The 16633-nt window shown below is 71.6% G+C and carries 16 protein-coding genes; 9 read left to right on the plus strand and 7 right to left on the minus strand.

Annotation, left to right across the window (positions count from 1 at the left end):
• Positions 1–57: 57 nt before the first annotated feature.
• Positions 58–630 carry a hypothetical protein gene (locus MUY14_RS18190; protein WP_247025163.1) on the minus strand — a complete coding sequence of 191 codons (573 nt, stop codon included), beginning with the start codon at positions 628–630 and terminating at the stop codon, positions 58–60.
• 181 nt (positions 631–811) lie between these two features.
• Between MUY14_RS18190 and MUY14_RS18195 the strand changes: the two genes are divergently transcribed.
• Together MUY14_RS18195 and MUY14_RS18200 are read left to right on the plus strand one after the other, a co-directional pair.
• Positions 812–1387, plus strand: coding sequence for a dihydrofolate reductase family protein (locus tag MUY14_RS18195; protein ID WP_247024195.1), 576 nt, complete (start codon positions 812–814; stop codon positions 1385–1387).
• Positions 1388–1453: 66 nt separating this feature from the next.
• A complete protein-coding gene (locus MUY14_RS18200) occupies positions 1454–2080 on the plus strand; it encodes an alpha-ketoglutarate-dependent dioxygenase AlkB (RefSeq protein WP_247024196.1) in 627 nt (208 codons plus the stop codon).
• A 2-nt stretch (positions 2081–2082) separates the two neighbouring features.
• Here MUY14_RS18200 and MUY14_RS18205 read toward each other — a convergent pair whose 3' ends face one another.
• Entirely contained in the window at positions 2083–3360 is a 1278-nt protein-coding gene (locus tag MUY14_RS18205; RefSeq protein ID WP_247024197.1) for a cytochrome P450, read from the minus strand.
• A gap of 53 nt (positions 3361–3413) precedes the next feature.
• Positions 3414–5075: a peptide-N4-asparagine amidase gene (locus MUY14_RS18210; RefSeq protein WP_247024198.1), complete on the minus strand. Its 1662-nt coding sequence runs from the start codon at positions 5073–5075 to the stop codon at positions 3414–3416.
• A 132-nt stretch (positions 5076–5207) separates the two neighbouring features.
• On the opposite strand from MUY14_RS18210, the gene MUY14_RS18215 reads away from it, so the two are divergent.
• From MUY14_RS18215 to MUY14_RS18225, 3 genes are read left to right on the plus strand one after another with little or no spacing between them, the layout of a single operon-like run.
• Positions 5208–6203: a LacI family DNA-binding transcriptional regulator gene (locus MUY14_RS18215; protein WP_247024199.1), complete on the plus strand. Its 996-nt coding sequence runs from the start codon at positions 5208–5210 to the stop codon at positions 6201–6203.
• Between the two features lie 9 nt (positions 6204–6212).
• Complete coding sequence (locus tag MUY14_RS18220) at positions 6213–7079, plus strand: helix-turn-helix domain-containing protein (protein ID WP_247024200.1); 867 nt, start codon at positions 6213–6215, stop codon at positions 7077–7079.
• Positions 7080–7138: 59 nt separating this feature from the next.
• Positions 7139–7567 (plus strand): SRPBCC family protein, encoded by a 429-nt coding sequence (locus MUY14_RS18225; RefSeq protein ID WP_247024201.1) that lies wholly within the window; start codon positions 7139–7141, stop codon positions 7565–7567.
• Between the two features lie 16 nt (positions 7568–7583).
• Here the strand turns inward: MUY14_RS18225 and MUY14_RS18230 are convergent, their stop codons facing one another.
• Complete coding sequence (locus tag MUY14_RS18230; protein ID WP_247024202.1) at positions 7584–7955, minus strand: cupin domain-containing protein; 372 nt, start codon at positions 7953–7955, stop codon at positions 7584–7586.
• Positions 7956–8065: 110 nt separating this feature from the next.
• On the opposite strand from MUY14_RS18230, the gene MUY14_RS18235 reads away from it, so the two are divergent.
• Entirely contained in the window at positions 8066–10708 is a 2643-nt protein-coding gene (locus MUY14_RS18235) for a LuxR C-terminal-related transcriptional regulator (RefSeq protein WP_247024203.1), read from the plus strand.
• Here the strand turns inward: MUY14_RS18235 and MUY14_RS18240 are convergent.
• Together MUY14_RS18240 and MUY14_RS18245 are read right to left on the minus strand one after the other, a co-directional pair.
• The gene (locus MUY14_RS18240; protein ID WP_281506331.1) at positions 10689–10934 is read right to left on the minus strand and encodes an ATP F0F1 synthase subunit C; all 246 of its coding nucleotides are present in this window, start codon (positions 10932–10934) and stop codon (positions 10689–10691) included. The genes MUY14_RS18235 and MUY14_RS18240 overlap by 20 nt on opposite strands.
• A 98-nt stretch (positions 10935–11032) precedes the next feature.
• Positions 11033–12097 (minus strand): serine hydrolase, encoded by a 1065-nt coding sequence (locus tag MUY14_RS18245; protein ID WP_247024204.1) that lies wholly within the window; start codon positions 12095–12097, stop codon positions 11033–11035.
• Between the two features lie 170 nt (positions 12098–12267).
• On the opposite strand from MUY14_RS18245, the gene MUY14_RS18250 reads away from it, so the two are divergent.
• A complete protein-coding gene (locus MUY14_RS18250) occupies positions 12268–13329 on the plus strand; it encodes a hypothetical protein (protein WP_247024205.1) in 1062 nt (353 codons plus the stop codon).
• A gap of 268 nt (positions 13330–13597) precedes the next feature.
• Positions 13598–14263, plus strand: coding sequence for a transposase family protein (locus MUY14_RS18255; RefSeq protein ID WP_247024206.1), 666 nt, complete (start codon positions 13598–13600; stop codon positions 14261–14263).
• A gap of 122 nt (positions 14264–14385) precedes the next feature.
• Here MUY14_RS18255 and MUY14_RS18260 read toward each other — a convergent pair whose 3' ends face one another.
• Positions 14386–14967: a TetR/AcrR family transcriptional regulator gene (locus MUY14_RS18260; protein WP_247024207.1), complete on the minus strand. Its 582-nt coding sequence runs from the start codon at positions 14965–14967 to the stop codon at positions 14386–14388.
• An 87-nt stretch (positions 14968–15054) separates the two neighbouring features.
• On the opposite strand from MUY14_RS18260, the gene MUY14_RS18265 reads away from it, so the two are divergent.
• The gene (locus MUY14_RS18265) at positions 15055–16623 is read left to right on the plus strand and encodes an MDR family MFS transporter (RefSeq protein ID WP_247024208.1); all 1569 of its coding nucleotides are present in this window, start codon (positions 15055–15057) and stop codon (positions 16621–16623) included.
• Positions 16624–16633 lie beyond the last annotated feature (10 nt).

Genomic DNA, 16633 nt, shown 5'->3' on the forward strand with positions numbered 1-16633 from the left:
GGCTTGAAGATCCCGCGTCGACCCGATCGACCAACGACAGGTCGGGCTGCGTCTCTCCTACTTGCGCCAGAACTTCACGCCGCTCCACTGCACCGTGATCGGCCCCGCGCCACTGGAGGTGCGGTAGCTGCCGAACTTGTCGTAGTAACTGCCGCTCGCGCTGGCGATCGTCTGCTTCAGCGAGCCGTTGAGGTACACCTTGTGCGAGCTGCCCACCTGGTTGATCGTGTTCACCCGCACCGACGTGCCGACGGTCGCGCCGCTGCCCAGCGTCGCCCCGCCCTCCACCGCGTACATCCGGCCGCCCTTCTCGACGGCCAGCAGGAAGTACGGCCCGGCGTTCGAGCCGTCGCGGAACGTCTGCTTGAGACTGATCCGCGTGCCGCTCATGCCGGTGATCTTGAACGAGCCCTCGAACTGGTGGGTGCCGCCGGTGTAGGTGGTGTAGCGGCGTTCCGCGCGCTGGTCACCGCTGCCGGTCGAGCACGTCAGCTGGAAGGTGAGGCCGGAGATCTGCCCGCAGCCCCGCTCCTGCTCGGTGTAGCCCGGCGAGTCCGGGGTCCACGGACCGGTCCCGACCTGGGCGTCCGCCGTGGGCGTGAGGATCGCGAGTCCTGCCGCGACCGCCATGAGCACGCCCGCACCGTGAATTCTGCGCACCGTCGACCTCCTGGGTCACTCGAGGCGGCGGTGCTGTGACTGTACGAGCCGGAGCCGTCACGGACAAGAGTTTTCCCGGGCGGTGTCGAATCCGCCGGACCTCGTTCGACAGACTCGTGAAGGCACCACCGATCATCCCCGAGGAGCACCCATGCGCACCCTGATCTCCACGTCGTTCGTCTCGCTCGACGGCGTCGTCGAAGCCCCGGGCGGCGAGGCCGGCTACCGCAACGCGGGCTGGACCTTCAAGGACGTCGAGTTCGACCCGGCCGCCTACGAGATGAAGGGCACCGAGCAGGAAGAGGCCACCGCGCTGCTGCTGGGCCGCGTCAGCTACGAGGCGTTCGCGCCGGTCTGGCCGGGCATGACCGTCGAGTTCGCCGGCTACAACGCGATGCCGAAGTACGTCGTGTCGACCACCCTGCAGGACACCGACCTGGTGGACAACTGGGGTGAGACGACGATCCTGCGGTCGCTGGACGACGTCGCCGCGCTCAAGGAGACCGAGGGCGGGCCGATCATCGTCAACGGCAGCGCCACCCTGAACCGCTCGCTCGCCGACGCGGGCCTGCTCGACCGGCTCCACCTGCTGGTGTTCCCGGTGCTGCTCGGGGCGGGCAAGCGGCTGTTCAGCGAGACCGACAAGGACAAGCAGAGCCTGAAACTGATCGACAGCGCGTCGTACGGCAACGGGATCCAGAAGCTGGTCTACGAGTTCGTGCGCTGACCGCCGCGGGTCCGGCCGGGTGTTTCACGTAGAACATCTGTTCGAACGTGGTGTACGGTCGGACCCATGACGACCCCGGCACTGCAGGCTTCGCTGTTCGGCGAATCCGGCCCCGTCACGCTGCACCCGCTGGCACCGCGCCGGACCGAACTCGGCTCCGGCGCGTGGATCGACGTCCAGGCGGGCTGGCTCGACGGCGCCGACGAGGTGTTCACCGACCTCGTCACCGGCGTCCCGTGGCAGGCCGAGCGGCGCCGGATGTACGACCGGCTCGTCGACGTCCCCCGGCTGCTGTGCTTCTACGGCGAAGCGGCACCGCTCCCCCACCCCGTGCTGGCCGAGGCGCGCGCCGCGCTGAGCGAGCACTACGCGGGCGAACTCGGCGAGCCGTTCCGCACGGCGGGCCTCTGCTACTACCGAGACGGCCGCGACAGCGTCGCCTGGCACGGCGACACGATCGGCCGCGGCAGCACGGAGGACACGATGGTGGCGATCATCTCGGTCGGCACGGCCCGCCAGCTGGCCCTGCGCCCCCGCGGCGGCGGCGAGTCCCACCGCTACGCCCTCGGCCACGGCGACCTCATCGTGATGGGCGGCTCGTGCCAGCGCACGTGGGAACACGCGATCCCGAAGACGAGCCGGGCGGTCGGCCCGCGGATCAGCATCCAGTTCCGGCCGCGCGGCGTGCGCTGAGGTCAGTCGACCAGGACCGGCAGCTCGTCCAGTCCGTACACAATGGACACCTGGCGGAACGAAAGGTCCTTCTCCGGCACCGCGAGCCGCAGGTTCGGGAAGCGCTTGATCAGTGCCGGGTACGCCGTGCGCAGTTCCATGCGGGCCAGCTCCGCGCCGATGCAGCGGTGGATGCCGTAGCTGAACGCCAGGTGCGACGTCGGCTCGCGGGTGGCGTCGAAGTCGTCCATGCCCGCGCCCAGCTTCGGGTCGCGGTCCGCGGCCGACAGCGACACCAGCACGATGTCGCCCTCGGCGATGTGGACGCCGGCGATGTCCATGTCCTGCTTGGCGAAGCGCGGGAACGCCATCTGCACCACGGTCAGGTAGCGCAGCAGCTCCTCGACGAAGCGGTGCACGGACTCGTCGTCGCCGCGGACGGCTTCCATCGCCTTCTCGTCGCGCAGCAGCACCAGCGCGCCGAGCGCCAGCATGCTCGCCGTCGTCTCCAGGCCGCCGGTGAGGACGCCGTCGGCGAGACCGGCCAGCTCGCGGTCGTCGATCTCGTCGCCGTGTTCCTTGATCAGCATGCCGAGCAGGCCGTCACCGGGCTCCTCGCGCTGCTTCTTCACGATGTCGAGCAGGTAGGTCAGCGACTCCGACATCGCGCCGAGCGACGCGCCCGCGCCGCCGAAGAGGTCGAAGCGCGCGGTGCTCAGCCGCTGGAACTCGGCGCGGTCCTCATAGGACACCCCGAGCAGTTCGCAGATGGTCAGCGACGGGATCGGCAGCGCGAACGCCTGCCACAGGTCGACCGGGCCGTCGGTCTTGGCCATCGCGTCGAGCTGCTCGGCGACGATCTCGTCGATCCGCGGGGCCAGCCGGCCGAGCCTTCGCATGGTGAATTCGGGCGTGAGCAGCTTGCGCAGCCGCGTGTGCACCGGCGGGTCCGCGAAGCCGAGGCCGCCGGGATTCTGGTCCGCGGTCACCCCGGCGTTGCCGACGAGGTTGCCGAAGTCGCTGGAGAACCCGGTGGCCTTGCCGAGGACGGCCTTCGCCTCGTCGTAACCGGTGACCAGCCAGGCGTTCATCCCGAAGGGCAGGTCGAGCTTGCCGATCGGCGCCTCGGCGCGGCGCTCGGCCATCGCGGCGACCGGGTCGAGCCCGTCGCGCTTGAGCGGCAGCAGCGCCGAATCGGGCAGGAGCGATGACATCTTTTCGAGGTCGAAGCCTTTTTTCGACTGCCGGGCGAGGTACCGGCGGCCGACCCAGCCCAGGACCCGTGAGCGCAGACTCCCCATGTACCCGACAGTACCGCACTAGCCCGATCGGGTGAGCGACGGCGAGACGGGACTCACCCCCGGGGCGGTACCTCCCGGTCCACGGTGATCAGCCCGTGCTCGCTCGCGGCGTAGTGGAAGTACGGGCGCCCCCGGTCGTCCGAGCCGGCGAACGACGTCTGCGAACGCCCGTCGGCTTCGGTGTTGACGCCGTTCGTACGGGCCAGCACGCCCGAGGAGCTCAGCCACTCCCGCGACGCGCGCACCGGCCGCCAGCTCCGGCCGTCGCCGGTGAGGTCGCCGAGGACCTTGGTCATTTCGGCCGCGCCGGAGATCCGCAGGTTCTGATCGTCGGTGACGTTCGCGGTGGCGTCGGTGGTCAGCGGGTAGGACCACGTGTGCCGCGCGGCGGACCGCACCCGTCCGTCCACTGTGGACGTCGACGTCTGCTGCCCCGAATCGGCCTGGACGACGTGCTGGGTGAAGCCGCCGCCGGTGACGTCGTCGCTGTTGCGGTAGTCGCGGATGCGTTCGACGCGCGTGTACACGCGGCCGGCGGAGGTGTCGACGTAGCCCGCGGTCACGTCGTGGCGCTTCGCGGTGACGGTGACGTTCACGCCGCCGTCGATGTCCTTCACCGCGGTCTTGCGCGCGGGTGCGGCGGCGACGTCGTCCTGGACCAGGGCGCCGGACGTGCGCGTCGCGTTTTTGTCGGTGTAGAGCAGTAGCGTCGGGACGACGGTGAACTCGCCGCCGATGTCCGGGAAGGAGAAGGAGAAGTCATGCGCACCGCCGTCCACGAGCCGGCCCGCGAACGGTGTCACGTCGTAGGTTTCGGCGTGCAGGCTGAAGGTGTCGATCGCGACGATCGGCCGCCACAGCTGCGGCACGATCCCGCCGGAGTAGATGTGCGGGAAGGTGAACGCGCTGCCGGCGGCGGTCCCATCGATCGCGAAGTTCGCTTCGCGGTAAGGCCCCTTGCCGCACAACCCGGCGGCCGGGTGCTTCGCGGAGACGTCGTCGGGGACGTCGTCGAACCACTGCTCGTCGCAGGCGTGCCCTTCGAGGGTGACCTCGAGGTAGGCGCGGGTGATGTTGCGCGGCAGGTCTTTCGCGCTGAAGTGCACGGTGGGCGCGGCGGGCGTCGCGTCGGCGTGCCCGAACCCGGCGACGTGGTCGGCGGTCTCGGGCGCGGGGTGCTTGCGGTCGGCCTGGTAGTAGGTGAGCGTCACGGTCTGGGCGTAGACACCGGTGTAGACGGGCGAGTTGTAGTTCTCGATGCCCCCACGGAAAGGCTGCGGCGAGCGCAGCAAGGCGGCGTAGGGCGTGAGATCCTTGTCGAAGTGGTAGGTGATCGCCCGGCGGCCCTCGCCACTGGGCTCTTCGGTCGTGCCCCACCAGACCTCGGTCCCCCCGATCCGCAGATCCCCGATCCGGTCGTACTGCCGCCCGCTCACGGTGACGCTCTGATCCATGACGACCTTCGCCCACGGCCCCGGACAAGCCTTGGGCGGCGCGAGCGTGCCTTCGTAGAACTGCGGCGTCCCATCGGCGGCATTGGACCGGAAGGCATCGGCGAGGGTGACACTGCAGTGCGCGGTGTCCGGCCGGGTCACCGCGGGCGCGGCGGTCACCGGATCATCGGTGTCCCCTTCGACGACGGGCGAGGCCGAGGCGACGGCCCCGGAGAGCACCCACGTCAGCACCAGCGACAGGACGATCGTGAAGATCCGCACCCGGACTCCTCCCAGTGGCAGGCACACGCGCCTGGAGAGCCTAGCGGCGCGATCATGCGACTATCGGCGGTAACCAGCGTCTGAAACGTTTCAGATCGTGGTAGGCTCACGCCTTCTCAGCGAGGGGGTGCGGTGGTCGGCATCAAGGACGTCGCCAAGCGCGCGGGCGTCTCGATCGGCACGGTGTCCAATGTGGTCAACCGGCCGCACGTGGTCGCGACGGCCACCCGGAACCGCGTGCTTTCGGTGATCGAAGAGCTCGGCTACGTCCGGGACGAGTCGGCCCGGCAGCTGCGCGCCGGGCGGAGCCGGATCATGGGGCTGCTCGTGCTCGATCTCGGGAACCCCTTCTTCGTCGACGTCGCCCGCGGGGCCGAGCAGGCCGCGCACGCCGAGGGCCTCAACATCATCACCTGCAACAGCGGCCAGCGTTCCGACCTCGAGGCGTCGTACCTGGCGATGTTCGCCGAGCAGCGGGTGCGCGGGGTGCTGCTGAGCCCGGTCGCGACGTCCGGTGAGGCCCTGCGCGCGTTCCGGCGCAGCGGCACGCCCTACGTCTTCGTCGACCGCAAGGCGCCGGCGTCGGAGGCCAGTTCGGTGGCGGTGGACGACATCGCGGGCGGTGCGCTCGCGGCCCGGCACCTGCTGGAGACCGGGCACCACCGGATCGCGTTCGTCAACGGCCCGGCGATCCTCACCCAGTGCCGCGACCGCGAACAGGGCGTCCGCTCCGCCCTCGCGGGTTCGACGGCCGAGCTGACCATGCTGGAGGCGATCGGCCTGGACGTCAGTTCGGGCCGCGACGCGGGCGCGCGCCTGCTGGGCACGAGCCCCCGCCCGACGGCGGTCTTCTGCGCGAACGACCTGCTCGCCCTCGGCGTGCTGCAGGCCATGGTCGGCGCCGGCATCCGCGTCCCGGAGGAGATGGCGATCGTCGGCTACGACGACATCGAGTTCGCCGGCGCGGCCGCGGTCCCGCTGACGTCGGTCCGCCAGCCGGCCCGCCGTCTCGGCCGCACCGCGGCGGAACTCCTCCTGGCGGAGACGGCGGACACGACGGTGGAGCGCCAGGCGGTGGTCTTCACCCCGGAACTGGTCGTCCGCGAATCGACCCGCGTCCGCCGGTAGCCTCGGGCCATGGTGTTCGACTCCGCCCGGTTCGACCTCCAGCCCTACGCCGGTGTCCCCTGGGAGCGCTACGTCCGGCGGACCTTCTGCAGCTGGGAGCACCTGGACTGGCGGTCGCTGCTGGTCCAGCGGTTCGAGCACGTGCCCGTCGCCGAGGAGGTGCGCCTGCCCGGCACCGCCGACCTGCACCTGGTGCTCCCGGTGTCCGGCCGGGCGGAAACGGCGGCCGGCGCGCCCTGGGTTCCCGGGCGGCTCCAGCTGGGGATCCCGCACCGGCCCGCGCTGCGCCGCTACCGCGGGGGCGCGTCGATGCGCAGCGTCCAGATCCACGTCCCGCGCGACACCGTCGACACGGTCGCGGCCGAACTGGGCGGCGCCGTGGAATTCGACGCCGTGGCCGCCTCGCTGGCCACCGGGGACGCCCTTCTCGAAGAAGCCGTCCGCACGCTCGGATTCCCCGGTGAGGCCGGCGAGCTCTACGCCGAATCCGCCGCCGCCTTCCTGACCACGCACCTGATCACCCGGCACGGGCAGCGGCGCGCCGGGCGGACGCCCGCCCGGGAAGACGCTCGCGTGCGCACCGCCGTGGCGCTCATGCGCGAGCGGCTCGCCGAACCGGTCACCCTCGCCGACCTCGCCGCCGAGGTGCACCTGTCCGTCTTCCACCTCGTGCGGGTGTTCAAGGAGACCACCGGCGAGACGCCGCACCGGTTCCTCACCCGGCTGCGGATCGAGGAGGCGAAGCGGCTGCTGCGCACCACGGACCTCGCGCTCGACCGGATCGCGGCGCGCTGCGGCTTCGCCGGCCCCGGCCCGCTTTCGGCCGCCTTCCTGCGGCACACCGGCACCCGCCCGTCGGCCTACCGCAATTCCTGAGCGGGGCACCGCAATCCCGGACGTGGAGCCGGGACCGGCCGCCGCCCTAGCGTTGCGCCATGACCGCAACGCAGTCCTACGACGTCACGGCCGACTCCACCGCACCGCCCTCGGCCGTGTGGGCCCTTTTGCTCGACGCACCCAGCTGGCCGTCGTGGTCGCGGATCGACGCGCTGGAAAGCGAGCAGCCGGCCGGGGTCGGCGCGGTCCGGGCGTTCCGCACCGGGAAGGTCGTCACGAAGGAGCGGATCACCGCGCTGGAGCCCGGACGCCGCTTCGCCTACGAGGGCGCGGAAAACCCGCAGCTGACGGACTACCGGGCCGCCGTCGAGCTGCTCGGACTCCCCGGTGGCGGGACGCGGATCCGGTGGCACGGCACGTATTCGGCGCGCTGGGGCAGGCGCTGGTTCCTCCGCCGGTACCTCCGCCGCTTCATGCAGGACATGGCCAGCGGACTGGCCGCCCACGCCGCCCGCGTGCGGCAGTGACGGACGGCGACCACTTTCAGAAGGTGACACCGGCGTCGGCGGCCCGGGTGTCGTCGAGGAAGTCCTGCTCGATGCGCGGCGAGGCGTGGATGCACATCATGCGGAGCGGCTCCGGGCCGACCGCGCGGAAAGCGTGCGCGGTGCCCGCGCCGACGACCACGACGTCGCCCTGGTTCGCCGTGACTTCGCCGTCGGACGTGCGGATGAGCGCTTCGCCGGCGAGCACCACCCACGTCTCCGAATACGGGTGGACGTGCGGGCTCGGGCCTTGACCCTCGGTGTTGTGGACGTGGAAGAACGAGACGCCCGAGCCGTAGGCCTCGCCTTCGAACCGGGCGGTGCGCCCGCTGCCGATGCGCAGGTCGTCTTCCTTCGCGATGACCACCATGGGGTGCTCCTTTCGGGGTGTGTGGTCATCCTCGGGCCGGTCGCGGCCCCGTGACATCCGTGGTGACCACGGATTCCGCCACGGAGAACCGGTGCGGCATACTCCGTGGCATGCCTCCCGCGCCGACGATCTCGCCGCGCGAACGCGAGGTCCTGCGGGCGCTCGCGGACCGGCTGACCAACGCCGAGATCGCGGAGCGGCTCTTCGTTTCGGTGCGGACCGTCGAGAGCCACGTGTCCGCGCTGCTGCGCAAACTGGACGCCCGCGACCGCCGCGAACTGGCCGCGAAGGCACCGGAGTTCACGGCCGAAGCGGCGGGGCTCGTGGTCGGCGCGCCGAAGCCGCCGACGAGCTTCGTCGGGCGGATCGCCGAGCGCGACGCCGTCGTGCGGCTGGTCGCCGAGAGCCGGGTGACGACCGTGCTCGGGCCGGGCGGGGTGGGCAAGACCCGGCTGGCCGTGGCCGCGACCGAGGCGGCGTCGGCGGGCTTCCCGGGCGGCGCGACGTTCGTCAGCCTCGTCCCCAGCCGGCCGGGTTCGGTGCTCGAGTCGGTCGCGGCCGGGCTCGGCGTCGTCCCGCGGCCGCAGCAGCCGCTGCCCGACGCCGTCGCCGCGCACCTGGCCGGGCGCGCGCTGCTGGTGCTGGACAACTGCGAGCACGTGGCCGACGACGTCGCCGACGTGATCACCACGCTGACCGCGGCGAACCCGCGCCTGAGCGTGCTGACGACCAGCCGCGAACGGCTCGGCGTCCCCGGCGAGACGGTGCTGCAGCTGGGTTCCCTGCCCGCGGCGGCCGCCCTGTTCACCGAACGCGCGAAGGCGGTCGACCCGGCATTCGAAGCCGACCCGGCGCAGGTGGCCGAGGTGTGTCGCGAGCTGGGCGGCTCCCCGCTGAACATCGAACTGGCCGCCGCGCGGGTCGCCTCGCTCGGCATCGCCGGCCTGCGCGCCGGGTTGGCCGACGACCCGCTGAGGGTGCTGGCCACCGGCCGCGGCGGGGAGCCGCGGCACCGGTCGCTGCGCTCGGTGGTCGAGTGGAGTCACCGCCTGCTGACCGACGAGGAGCGCACGGCACTGGCCCGCGTCTCCCGCTTCCGCCACGGCTTCGACCTCGACGGCGCGACGGCCCTGTCCCCCGACCTGTCGGTCGGCGCCCTCTCGGACCTGCTGGGGCGGCTGGTGGACAAGTCACTGGCGCACCGGACGCCAGGCGGGTGGGCCCTCTTCGACGGCGTCGCCCGGTTCGCGCGCGAGCGGCTGGCGGATTCGGCCGAGGCGCCCGAGATCACGGCCCGCTACCGGCAGTGGGCCACCCGCCGCGCCCGGGAGTTGATCGCCCGCTTGGGCGGCGACTGGCGCGACGAATTCGACCGGCTCGCCGACGACCTGCGTGCGTGCGTGGCGGAGGGGCACGAGCACGACCTTGCCGCCGAGCTCGCGCGGCTGACCTACGCGCGCGGGTTCCTGGCCGAGGCGGCGGCCCACTGGCGCACGGCCGCGGACCGGGCCCCCTCCCCCGCGAGCGCCGCCCTGGACCTGGCCCGCGCGGGCAGCTGCGCGCACCTGCTCAACCACGCCCGCGACCACTTCGACCTGCTGCTCGTCGCCGCCGAGCGCGCCGGCGGCGATCCCGCCACGAGGGCGCTTTGCCTGGCCGACGCCGTCGTGCTGGCCGAACGCTTCCGGGGCGCCGGGTTCATCACCCACCCGGTGCCCGACGGCGAACTGGACCGGATGCTCGCCGAAGCCACGGCGCTGGCGGACGGCGCCGCCTCACCGACGGCGCACGCGCACGTGGCCGTCGCTCGGGCGTGGCTGTCCGGGCCAACCCCGCAGACGGTGACCGCCGAAGCGGCCGGCCTCGCCGTGGCCGCCGCCGGGGATCTGCTGCTTCTCAGTGCCGCACTCGACGCCCGCTGCACCGCCGAAGCCCTCGCCGGACGGCCGGATCTGGCCCACCGCACCACGCAAGAGCGCCTCGAGCTCGTCACCGCCGTGGACCGGAGCGATCCGCGGGCCGCGCTCGAGGTGCTCGACGCCTTCCGGTCCGCGATCGCCTACGCCGTCGCCACCGGGGCGCCGGCCGACGCGCTCCGGGTGAGCAGGCAGGCCGCCGGGGATCCGGCGATCGCCGGGCACCCGTACTGGGGCACGAGCGGGCTGGTCACCGCCCTCGCGCTGACCGGGCGGTTCGCCGAGGTCCGTACGCTCGCCGAAGAGATGTGGCAAGCCACCGCCGGAAACGGGCCGCCGCGCAACGCCACCCTCGGGGTTCCGCTGCTGGCGGCCGCGCTCGCCGCCGGGCTTTCCGGCGACGAACCGGCGATGACGACGTGGCGCGCCCGCGCGGCTGCCGTCGCCGGCGTCGCCACCCCGGCCGGGTCGCCGAACCTCGCGCCGCTGGACGCGTTCGTCCGCGGCCGGGTCGCGCTGCACACCGGTACCGGCCTCGAGAACGCTTTCGCCGACGCCGCAACGGACTTCGCGCCCGGCCGGTTCGATGGGTACGCCGCCGGCGTGGCGGCCGAGCTGGCGGTGGTGCTCGACGTCCCCGACGCCGAGCACCACCTCCGGCGCGCCGGACGGTACGCCAGACACAACAGCTGGACGGCCGCGGCCGCGATCCGCGCCCGAGCCCGCCTTCGGCACGACGCCGGACTGCTGCGGGACGCCGCGGACCACTTCACCGGAATCGGCGCCGCATTCGAAGCGGAAACGACGTCGCGCGAACTCACTTCGTGGACGCGATGAAATAGATCACGATGCCGATCAACGCGAGCACTTCGGTGAGCACGAACGTCGAATAGGCGATCGTCTGCAGTTTCCCCCGCGCTTCCGGCTGCCGCGCGGTACCGTTGATGACGGCGGCGAAAATGAGGCCGACGCCGATTCCGGGGCCGATCGCGCCGAGGCCGTAGCCGATCGCCGCCAAGCCGGGGTTGATGTTGCCTGCCTGGGCCAGAACGTAGTCACTCATGACATTCCCCTTCACATCGAATGCAGAAGAATCGAAGGTTTCGGGAATTCGAGAACCGAGCGGTCCGGACACCACAAGAGTAGCAGAAAACGTCTTGCTCAAGCCATGATCGCGTCGTAGGCCGCCATCACGAGCCCGAGCCCGCGGGCGTACCCGTCCTCCCACCGGACCTGGTTCATCACGTACGCCACCGTCATGCGGAGATCGGCGTCGACGAGCACCACCGAACCACCCCAGCCGCCCCACGAACACGTGCGGCCGTCGAGCCGGTACCCGAGGCCGTAACGGATCGGGGCGCCGATCACGCGGTCCACGCCGTCGTGCTGTTCCTCGAAAACGCGCTCGCTGCCGGCGGCCGAAAGGAGCCGGACGCCGCCGGCCACTCCCCCGCACGCCAGCGCCGACTGCAGCGTGGCCACCGAGCGGGCGTTGCCGTAACCGTTGACGGCGGGCAGTTCCGCGCGTCGCCACGCCGTCGCGTGCGAATCCGACACCCCGAGCAGGAAGCCCGGCGGCTTGTCGCCCCGGGGATCGGCGAGCAGCGGCGCGACCCGGTGGTCGTGCTCGGCGCCCAGCCCGATGTGGAAGTCGGCGCCCACCGGACCGGCGATCTCTTCGGCGAAGAACGTGCCGAGGCTGCGCCCGGTGACGCGGCGGACGACCTCGCCGATCAGGAACCCGAAGGTGACGGAGTGGTAGCCCGCCGCGCTGCCCGGCGGCCACTGCGGCGCCTGCGCGGCCAGCCGCGCCGTCACGGCGGGCCAGTCGTAGAGGTCCTCGACCGTGATCGGCCCGTCGAAGTCCGGCAGGCCCGCGGTGTGCCCGAGCAGGTGCCGCACCAGCACGGTTTCCTTGCCCGCGGCGGCGAATTCGGGCCAGTACGCCGCGACCGGCGCGTCCAGGTCCAGCTGCCCGCGGTCGGCCAGCACCAGCGCGCACAGCGCGGTCATCGTCTTGGTCGTGGACCAGACGGTGGTGATGGTGTCGCGCTCCCACGCCGTGGTGCGCGCCGCGTCGAGGTGCCCGCCCCACAGGTCGGCCACGAGCTCGCCGTCCACGACGACGGCGACCGAAGCGCCCACGTCGCCGGCGTCCAGCGAGGCCGCCAGCGCCTCGCCCACCTTGTCGAACCCGTTGTCACACTTACCGCTGATGTCGGCCACGGCAGCAAGGTAGCCCCGCCGGGCCGGGCCGCACGACCCATTTTCCGCGTCGCACCCGGCGAAAGATCACCGGAAATCCGGGAACGGGAAACTTCGAACGGGCGAAAGCCGGGACGCGGGAAAAGCGGTAACGTCGATCGCCGTTCCACCACTGAGGGGAAGGCCGAACCGTGCCGTACACCCATTTCCGTTACATCGCCTACGAAGTCCCCACGGCCACCCGCCGCACCGACGTGCCGGGGCCGACGCTGGCGGGGCTGCCGCCCGGCAAGCTCTGCGATCCGGTGCCCGACATCGCCGTACCGAAAGCGCCGGAAAGCACCGACTGGTTCATCCGGCTGCGGCGGCTGGCCGCGGTGGTCAACATCGCGCGGGCGAACGTGGGCGACGACGACCCCGGCACGCTGAAGGTGTTCGTGGCACCGGAGTTCTACCTCCGGCCGGCCGACCCGGCGACGAGCCACACCTACTCCACGAACCAGTACTCGCAGGTCTGGGACGCGCTGGAGAAGATGTTCCGGACCCCGCGGTTCAAGAACTGGCTGATCGTGCCGGGTTCGGTGCTCTGGTATTCGGACGTGCTGGTCGCGAACGAGAAGACCTACTTCAACAGCGTGCTGTACCTGCGCGGCGGGGCCGACGGCGGCGAGGCCGGGCGCATCGAAAAGAAACTGGCTTCGTCGATGGACGGGGTGCCGACCCGGTCCGCGGTCGGGAACGCCAGCGAGCCGTTGGTGAAACGGGCGTACTCGGAAGCGGCGTTCCTCCGGGAGCGGCTGTTCGAATTCGACGCGAAAGCGCATTTCGGCCTCGAAATCTGCCTCGACCACCGCCTGAAGGTGCTCAAGCAGACCCTGGCCGACCGCCAGGCCGACGGCGCCGACCCGTGGAAGCGCGGCGGCCCCGCCCTGCACGTGCTGACCGCGGGCGGCATGCCGCTCAACCCGGAGTCGGTCGCCGCCCGGCCCGGCGGCTACGTCCTGCGCAACGACGGTTACGCCGACCCGCCGGCCTCGGAGCTGCGCAAGGTGACCGCGTACCAGCTGCCTTCGAACGCGCCGGGGCAGGCGTGGGACGACAAGGCGGTCGCCACGCTCGAAGCCGATCCCGGCACCGCCGTCGAGATCCCCCTCCGCGGCGACGCGGTGCTCGTGCCCCCGATCGCCGGCCCGGGCACCTACGACATGCCGGCCCAGCGCCTGCGGCTCTACCCGCCCCTGCCGCTGCCCTGAGCCACGCCCGGCCCGCCGAAGCAGGCCTGTTTCGCTGGCGGGGCGGGAAGTGGCGCCGGGACCGGCGTGGTGACCCGGACATGGGCGAAGCCCTCGGCAAGTTCGAGATGCGAGTCAACAACCCGCCGAGGGCTTCGGTTCTCTTTCCCACCAGGTCACCATCCCCTTTCCCGCCAGACCCTGCATCTGGTCGCCGAACCGATCCGGACACGACGGCGGCGGGTGCGGTCACGATGCTGCAAAGCCGCCCCGGGTCGAGCAGGCACTGGTGGTGCTGACGGTGCTGCGCCATGACTCGCGGCTGGCTCACATCGGCGGCGGTCAGGGTGTAGCGGCCTCCACGGTGCGGCGCTGGGTGCTGGAGGTCATCGCCCTGCCGGCCGCTCGTGCTCGCCGGTCGGGGCAGGTGTTGAACCGGCTGGCCCGCTCCGGTGCGTCGGTGGTACTGGTGGACGGGACCTTGATCCGGACCCGCCGCCGCACCCACCGCGCCAACCGGGCCAATTGCAGCGGCAACCGCAAACAGCACGGGTTGGTCGTGCTCGGCGTGACCGACGAGACGGGCCGGCTGATGTGGGTCTCGGCGGTGCTGCCAGGCCGGACCGCCGACATCGCCGCCTCCCGCCGGTTGCGCCTGCGGGAACGGGTGCACACCCACGGTCTGTCCCCGGCCGGGGTCAGAGGGTTCCACGGCTGGCACAAAGACATCCGCGACACGCGTGCTTGCAACCGGTGCGGCGGGGCGTGTGAGCAGATCGTGCTCACGCCCGGCAAAGCCGAAGCGAGCCGGCGGTGGACGCGGGGCAGCGGCAGGCCAACGCGGCTTTCTCGGCGATGCGCCAGGACTGGACAAGCTGCGGTTGCACTCTCGTTATGCCACGACCTTTTTGCGGGCGTTGCTGGTGTTGAGCCAGCACGAGCAACGCGTCCGTGATGCTGACAGGGTGGCAGGAGCCTGACCGTTACCACAGCTGGTCAACCCGGCATGACCAGCACAAACCACGATGAAACAACCCCACTGGGGTGCTCGGCCGGACCGTCGAACACCCCGCGAACTCAATCGAAGTGAACGCGGCCGAGCAGGTCGTCCACCAGTTCGGCCAGTGGGCGTTCGTCCGCGCTTTCCAGCCACAGCACGGCTCCGGTGCGCAACGCGGCGAGGAACGTCGCCGCCATCAGGCGGGCCGTTCCCTCGGCCAGGCCGGGCTCGCGCGTCACCAGCACGGTGGCCAGGTCGCGTTCCAGCGCGATCTGGTCGCCCGCCTGCCGGGCCAGCAGCGACGGATGCCGTCGCAGCAGGCGCAGCTGCGCCACCCACTCGCGGTCGGGCGCGGCCCCCGCGCGGTTCAGGTCGCGGCTCGCCGCGCGCAGCGCCGGCCACGGCTGCTCCCCCGCCGGCCTGCCCTCGACCAGGGACACCAGCTCGCGGGTGCGCTCGCGGTCGGCGTGCAGGACCGCGTCCTCCTTGTTCGCGAAGTAGTTGGAGAACGTCCTCCGCGACACGCCCACGGCGTCGGCGATGTCCTCGACCGTCACGCCGTCGAGCCCGTGCTCCATCGCCAGCCGCAGCGCCGCCTCGTGCAGCGACTGCCGCGTCGCCGCCTTCTTGCGGTCGCGCAGCGAGCCGGGGATGTCCATGCAGGCAGCCTAGCGACGGGAATAAGTTGCTCATTGCGCAAGTTTGCCCAATGAGCAATACTTGCCCGGATCGTGCGAAGGGATGCCATGAAGTCCGAAACAACCGACCCGTCCGGGGCGATGCGGCACCGCGAAGTGCTCGAATCGCTGTCCGGCCTGCTGCTGGCCCTGTTCGTGGCCATGATCAGCTCGACCGTCGTGTCGACGTCGCTGCCGCTGATCATCGGCTCGCTGAACGGCACCCAGACGCAGTACACGTGGGTCGTCACGGCCACGCTGCTCGCGGCGACGGCCACCACCCCGATCTGGGGCAAGCTCGCCGACCTGTTCAACAAGAAGACGCTGGTCCAGGTCGCGATCGTGATCTTCGTGGCCGGCTCGACGATCAGCGGGTTCAGCCAGGACACCGGCCAGCTGATCGCCGCGCGCGCGTTCCAGGGCATCGGCGTCGGCGGCCTGCAGGCGCTGGTCCAGGTCGTGATCGCCGCGATCATCCCGCCGCGCGAGCGCGGCCGGTACAACGGCTACCTCGGCGCCGTCATGGCGGTCGCCACGGTCGGCGGGCCGCTGCTGGGCGGCCTGATCGTGGACGTGCCGTGGCTGGGCTGGCGCTGGTGCTTCTTCGTCGGCGTCCCGATCGCGGTGCTCGCGTTCATCGTGCTGCAGCGCACCCTCAAGCTGGAGACCGTGCGCCGCGACGACGTGAAGGTCGACTACCTCGGCGCCGCGCTGATCGCGGCCGGCGTGAGCGTGCTGCTGATCTGGGTCTCCTTCGTCGGCAACGCCTTCGACTGGCTCTCCTGGCAGACCGGGGTCATGGTCGCGGGCGGGCTCGTGCTGCTCGCGCTCGCCGTGCTGGTGGAGACGAAGGTCCGTGAACCGGTCGTGCCGCTGAAGATCGTCGTCCAGCGCACGCCGGCGCTGGCGATCCTCGCGAGCCTCGCGGTCGGCATGGCGATGTTCGGCGGCGCGGTGTTCCTCGGCCAGTACTTCCAGATCGGCCGCGGCTACACCCCCACCGAAGCCGGCTTGCTGACCATGCCGCTGATGGCGGGCGTGCTCGTGTCCTCGACCGTCTCCGGACGGCTGATCAGCCGCACCGGCAAGATCAAGCCGTACATCGTGGGCGGCACGATCACCCTGGTCGTCGGCTTCCTCGCGCTGGGCACGGTCGACCACGCCACGCCGCTGTGGATCGTCGGGATCGCGATGGCCGTGGTCGGTCTCGGCGTGGGCATGACCATGCAGAACCTCGTGCTGGCCGTGCAGAACGACGTCCCGCTGCGCGACCTCGGCGCGGCGAGCGCGTCGGTGACGTTCTTCCGGTCCCTCGGCGGCACCATCGGCGTGTCGGTGCTCGGCGCCGTCCTCGCCAACCGCGTCTCCGCCGACCTGGCCGCGGCCCTGCACGTGCCGGCGGGCCAGGCGTCGACGGGCGGGGTCAGCGCGCTGAACCTCAAGGCGCTGCCGCCGGAGGTCCAGGCGGTCGTGCACACGGTGTACGGCGACGCGACCGCACACATCTTCCTGATTTCGGCGGCGGTCGCGGTCGTCGGTGTCCTCGCGGCGCTGCTGCTGAAGCCGATCACCCTGCGCACGACGATCGACCTGGACAAGGACGGCGAGCCCGCCGCGCCGGAACCGGCCGCGCGGTAGGGGTGGACCC

The sequence above is a fragment of the Amycolatopsis sp. FBCC-B4732 genome (assembly GCF_023008405.1).
GTDB classification, from domain to species: Bacteria; Actinomycetota; Actinomycetes; order Mycobacteriales; family Pseudonocardiaceae; genus Amycolatopsis; species Amycolatopsis pretoriensis_A.

Excerpts from the sequence above, each read along its gene's own strand:
- MUY14_RS18190 (WP_247025163.1), bottom strand. The coding sequence starts at position 630 with ATGGCGGTCGCGGCAGGACTCGCGATCCTCACGCCCACGGCGGACGCC.
- MUY14_RS18195 (WP_247024195.1), top strand. The coding sequence starts at position 812 with ATGCGCACCCTGATCTCCACGTCGTTCGTCTCGCTCGACGGCGTCGTC.
- MUY14_RS18200 (WP_247024196.1), top strand. The coding sequence starts at position 1,454 with ATGACGACCCCGGCACTGCAGGCTTCGCTGTTCGGCGAATCCGGCCCC.
- MUY14_RS18205 (WP_247024197.1), bottom strand. The coding sequence starts at position 3,360 with ATGGGGAGTCTGCGCTCACGGGTCCTGGGCTGGGTCGGCCGCCGGTAC.
- MUY14_RS18220 (WP_247024200.1), top strand. The coding sequence starts at position 6,213 with ATGGTGTTCGACTCCGCCCGGTTCGACCTCCAGCCCTACGCCGGTGTC.
- MUY14_RS18225 (WP_247024201.1), top strand. The coding sequence starts at position 7,139 with ATGACCGCAACGCAGTCCTACGACGTCACGGCCGACTCCACCGCACCG.
- MUY14_RS18230 (WP_247024202.1), bottom strand. The coding sequence starts at position 7,955 with ATGGTGGTCATCGCGAAGGAAGACGACCTGCGCATCGGCAGCGGGCGC.
- MUY14_RS18235 (WP_247024203.1), top strand. The coding sequence starts at position 8,066 with ATGCCTCCCGCGCCGACGATCTCGCCGCGCGAACGCGAGGTCCTGCGG.
- MUY14_RS18240 (WP_281506331.1), bottom strand. The coding sequence starts at position 10,934 with ATGAGTGACTACGTTCTGGCCCAGGCAGGCAACATCAACCCCGGCTTG.
- MUY14_RS18260 (WP_247024207.1), bottom strand. The coding sequence starts at position 14,967 with ATGGACATCCCCGGCTCGCTGCGCGACCGCAAGAAGGCGGCGACGCGG.
- MUY14_RS18265 (WP_247024208.1), top strand. The coding sequence starts at position 15,055 with ATGAAGTCCGAAACAACCGACCCGTCCGGGGCGATGCGGCACCGCGAA.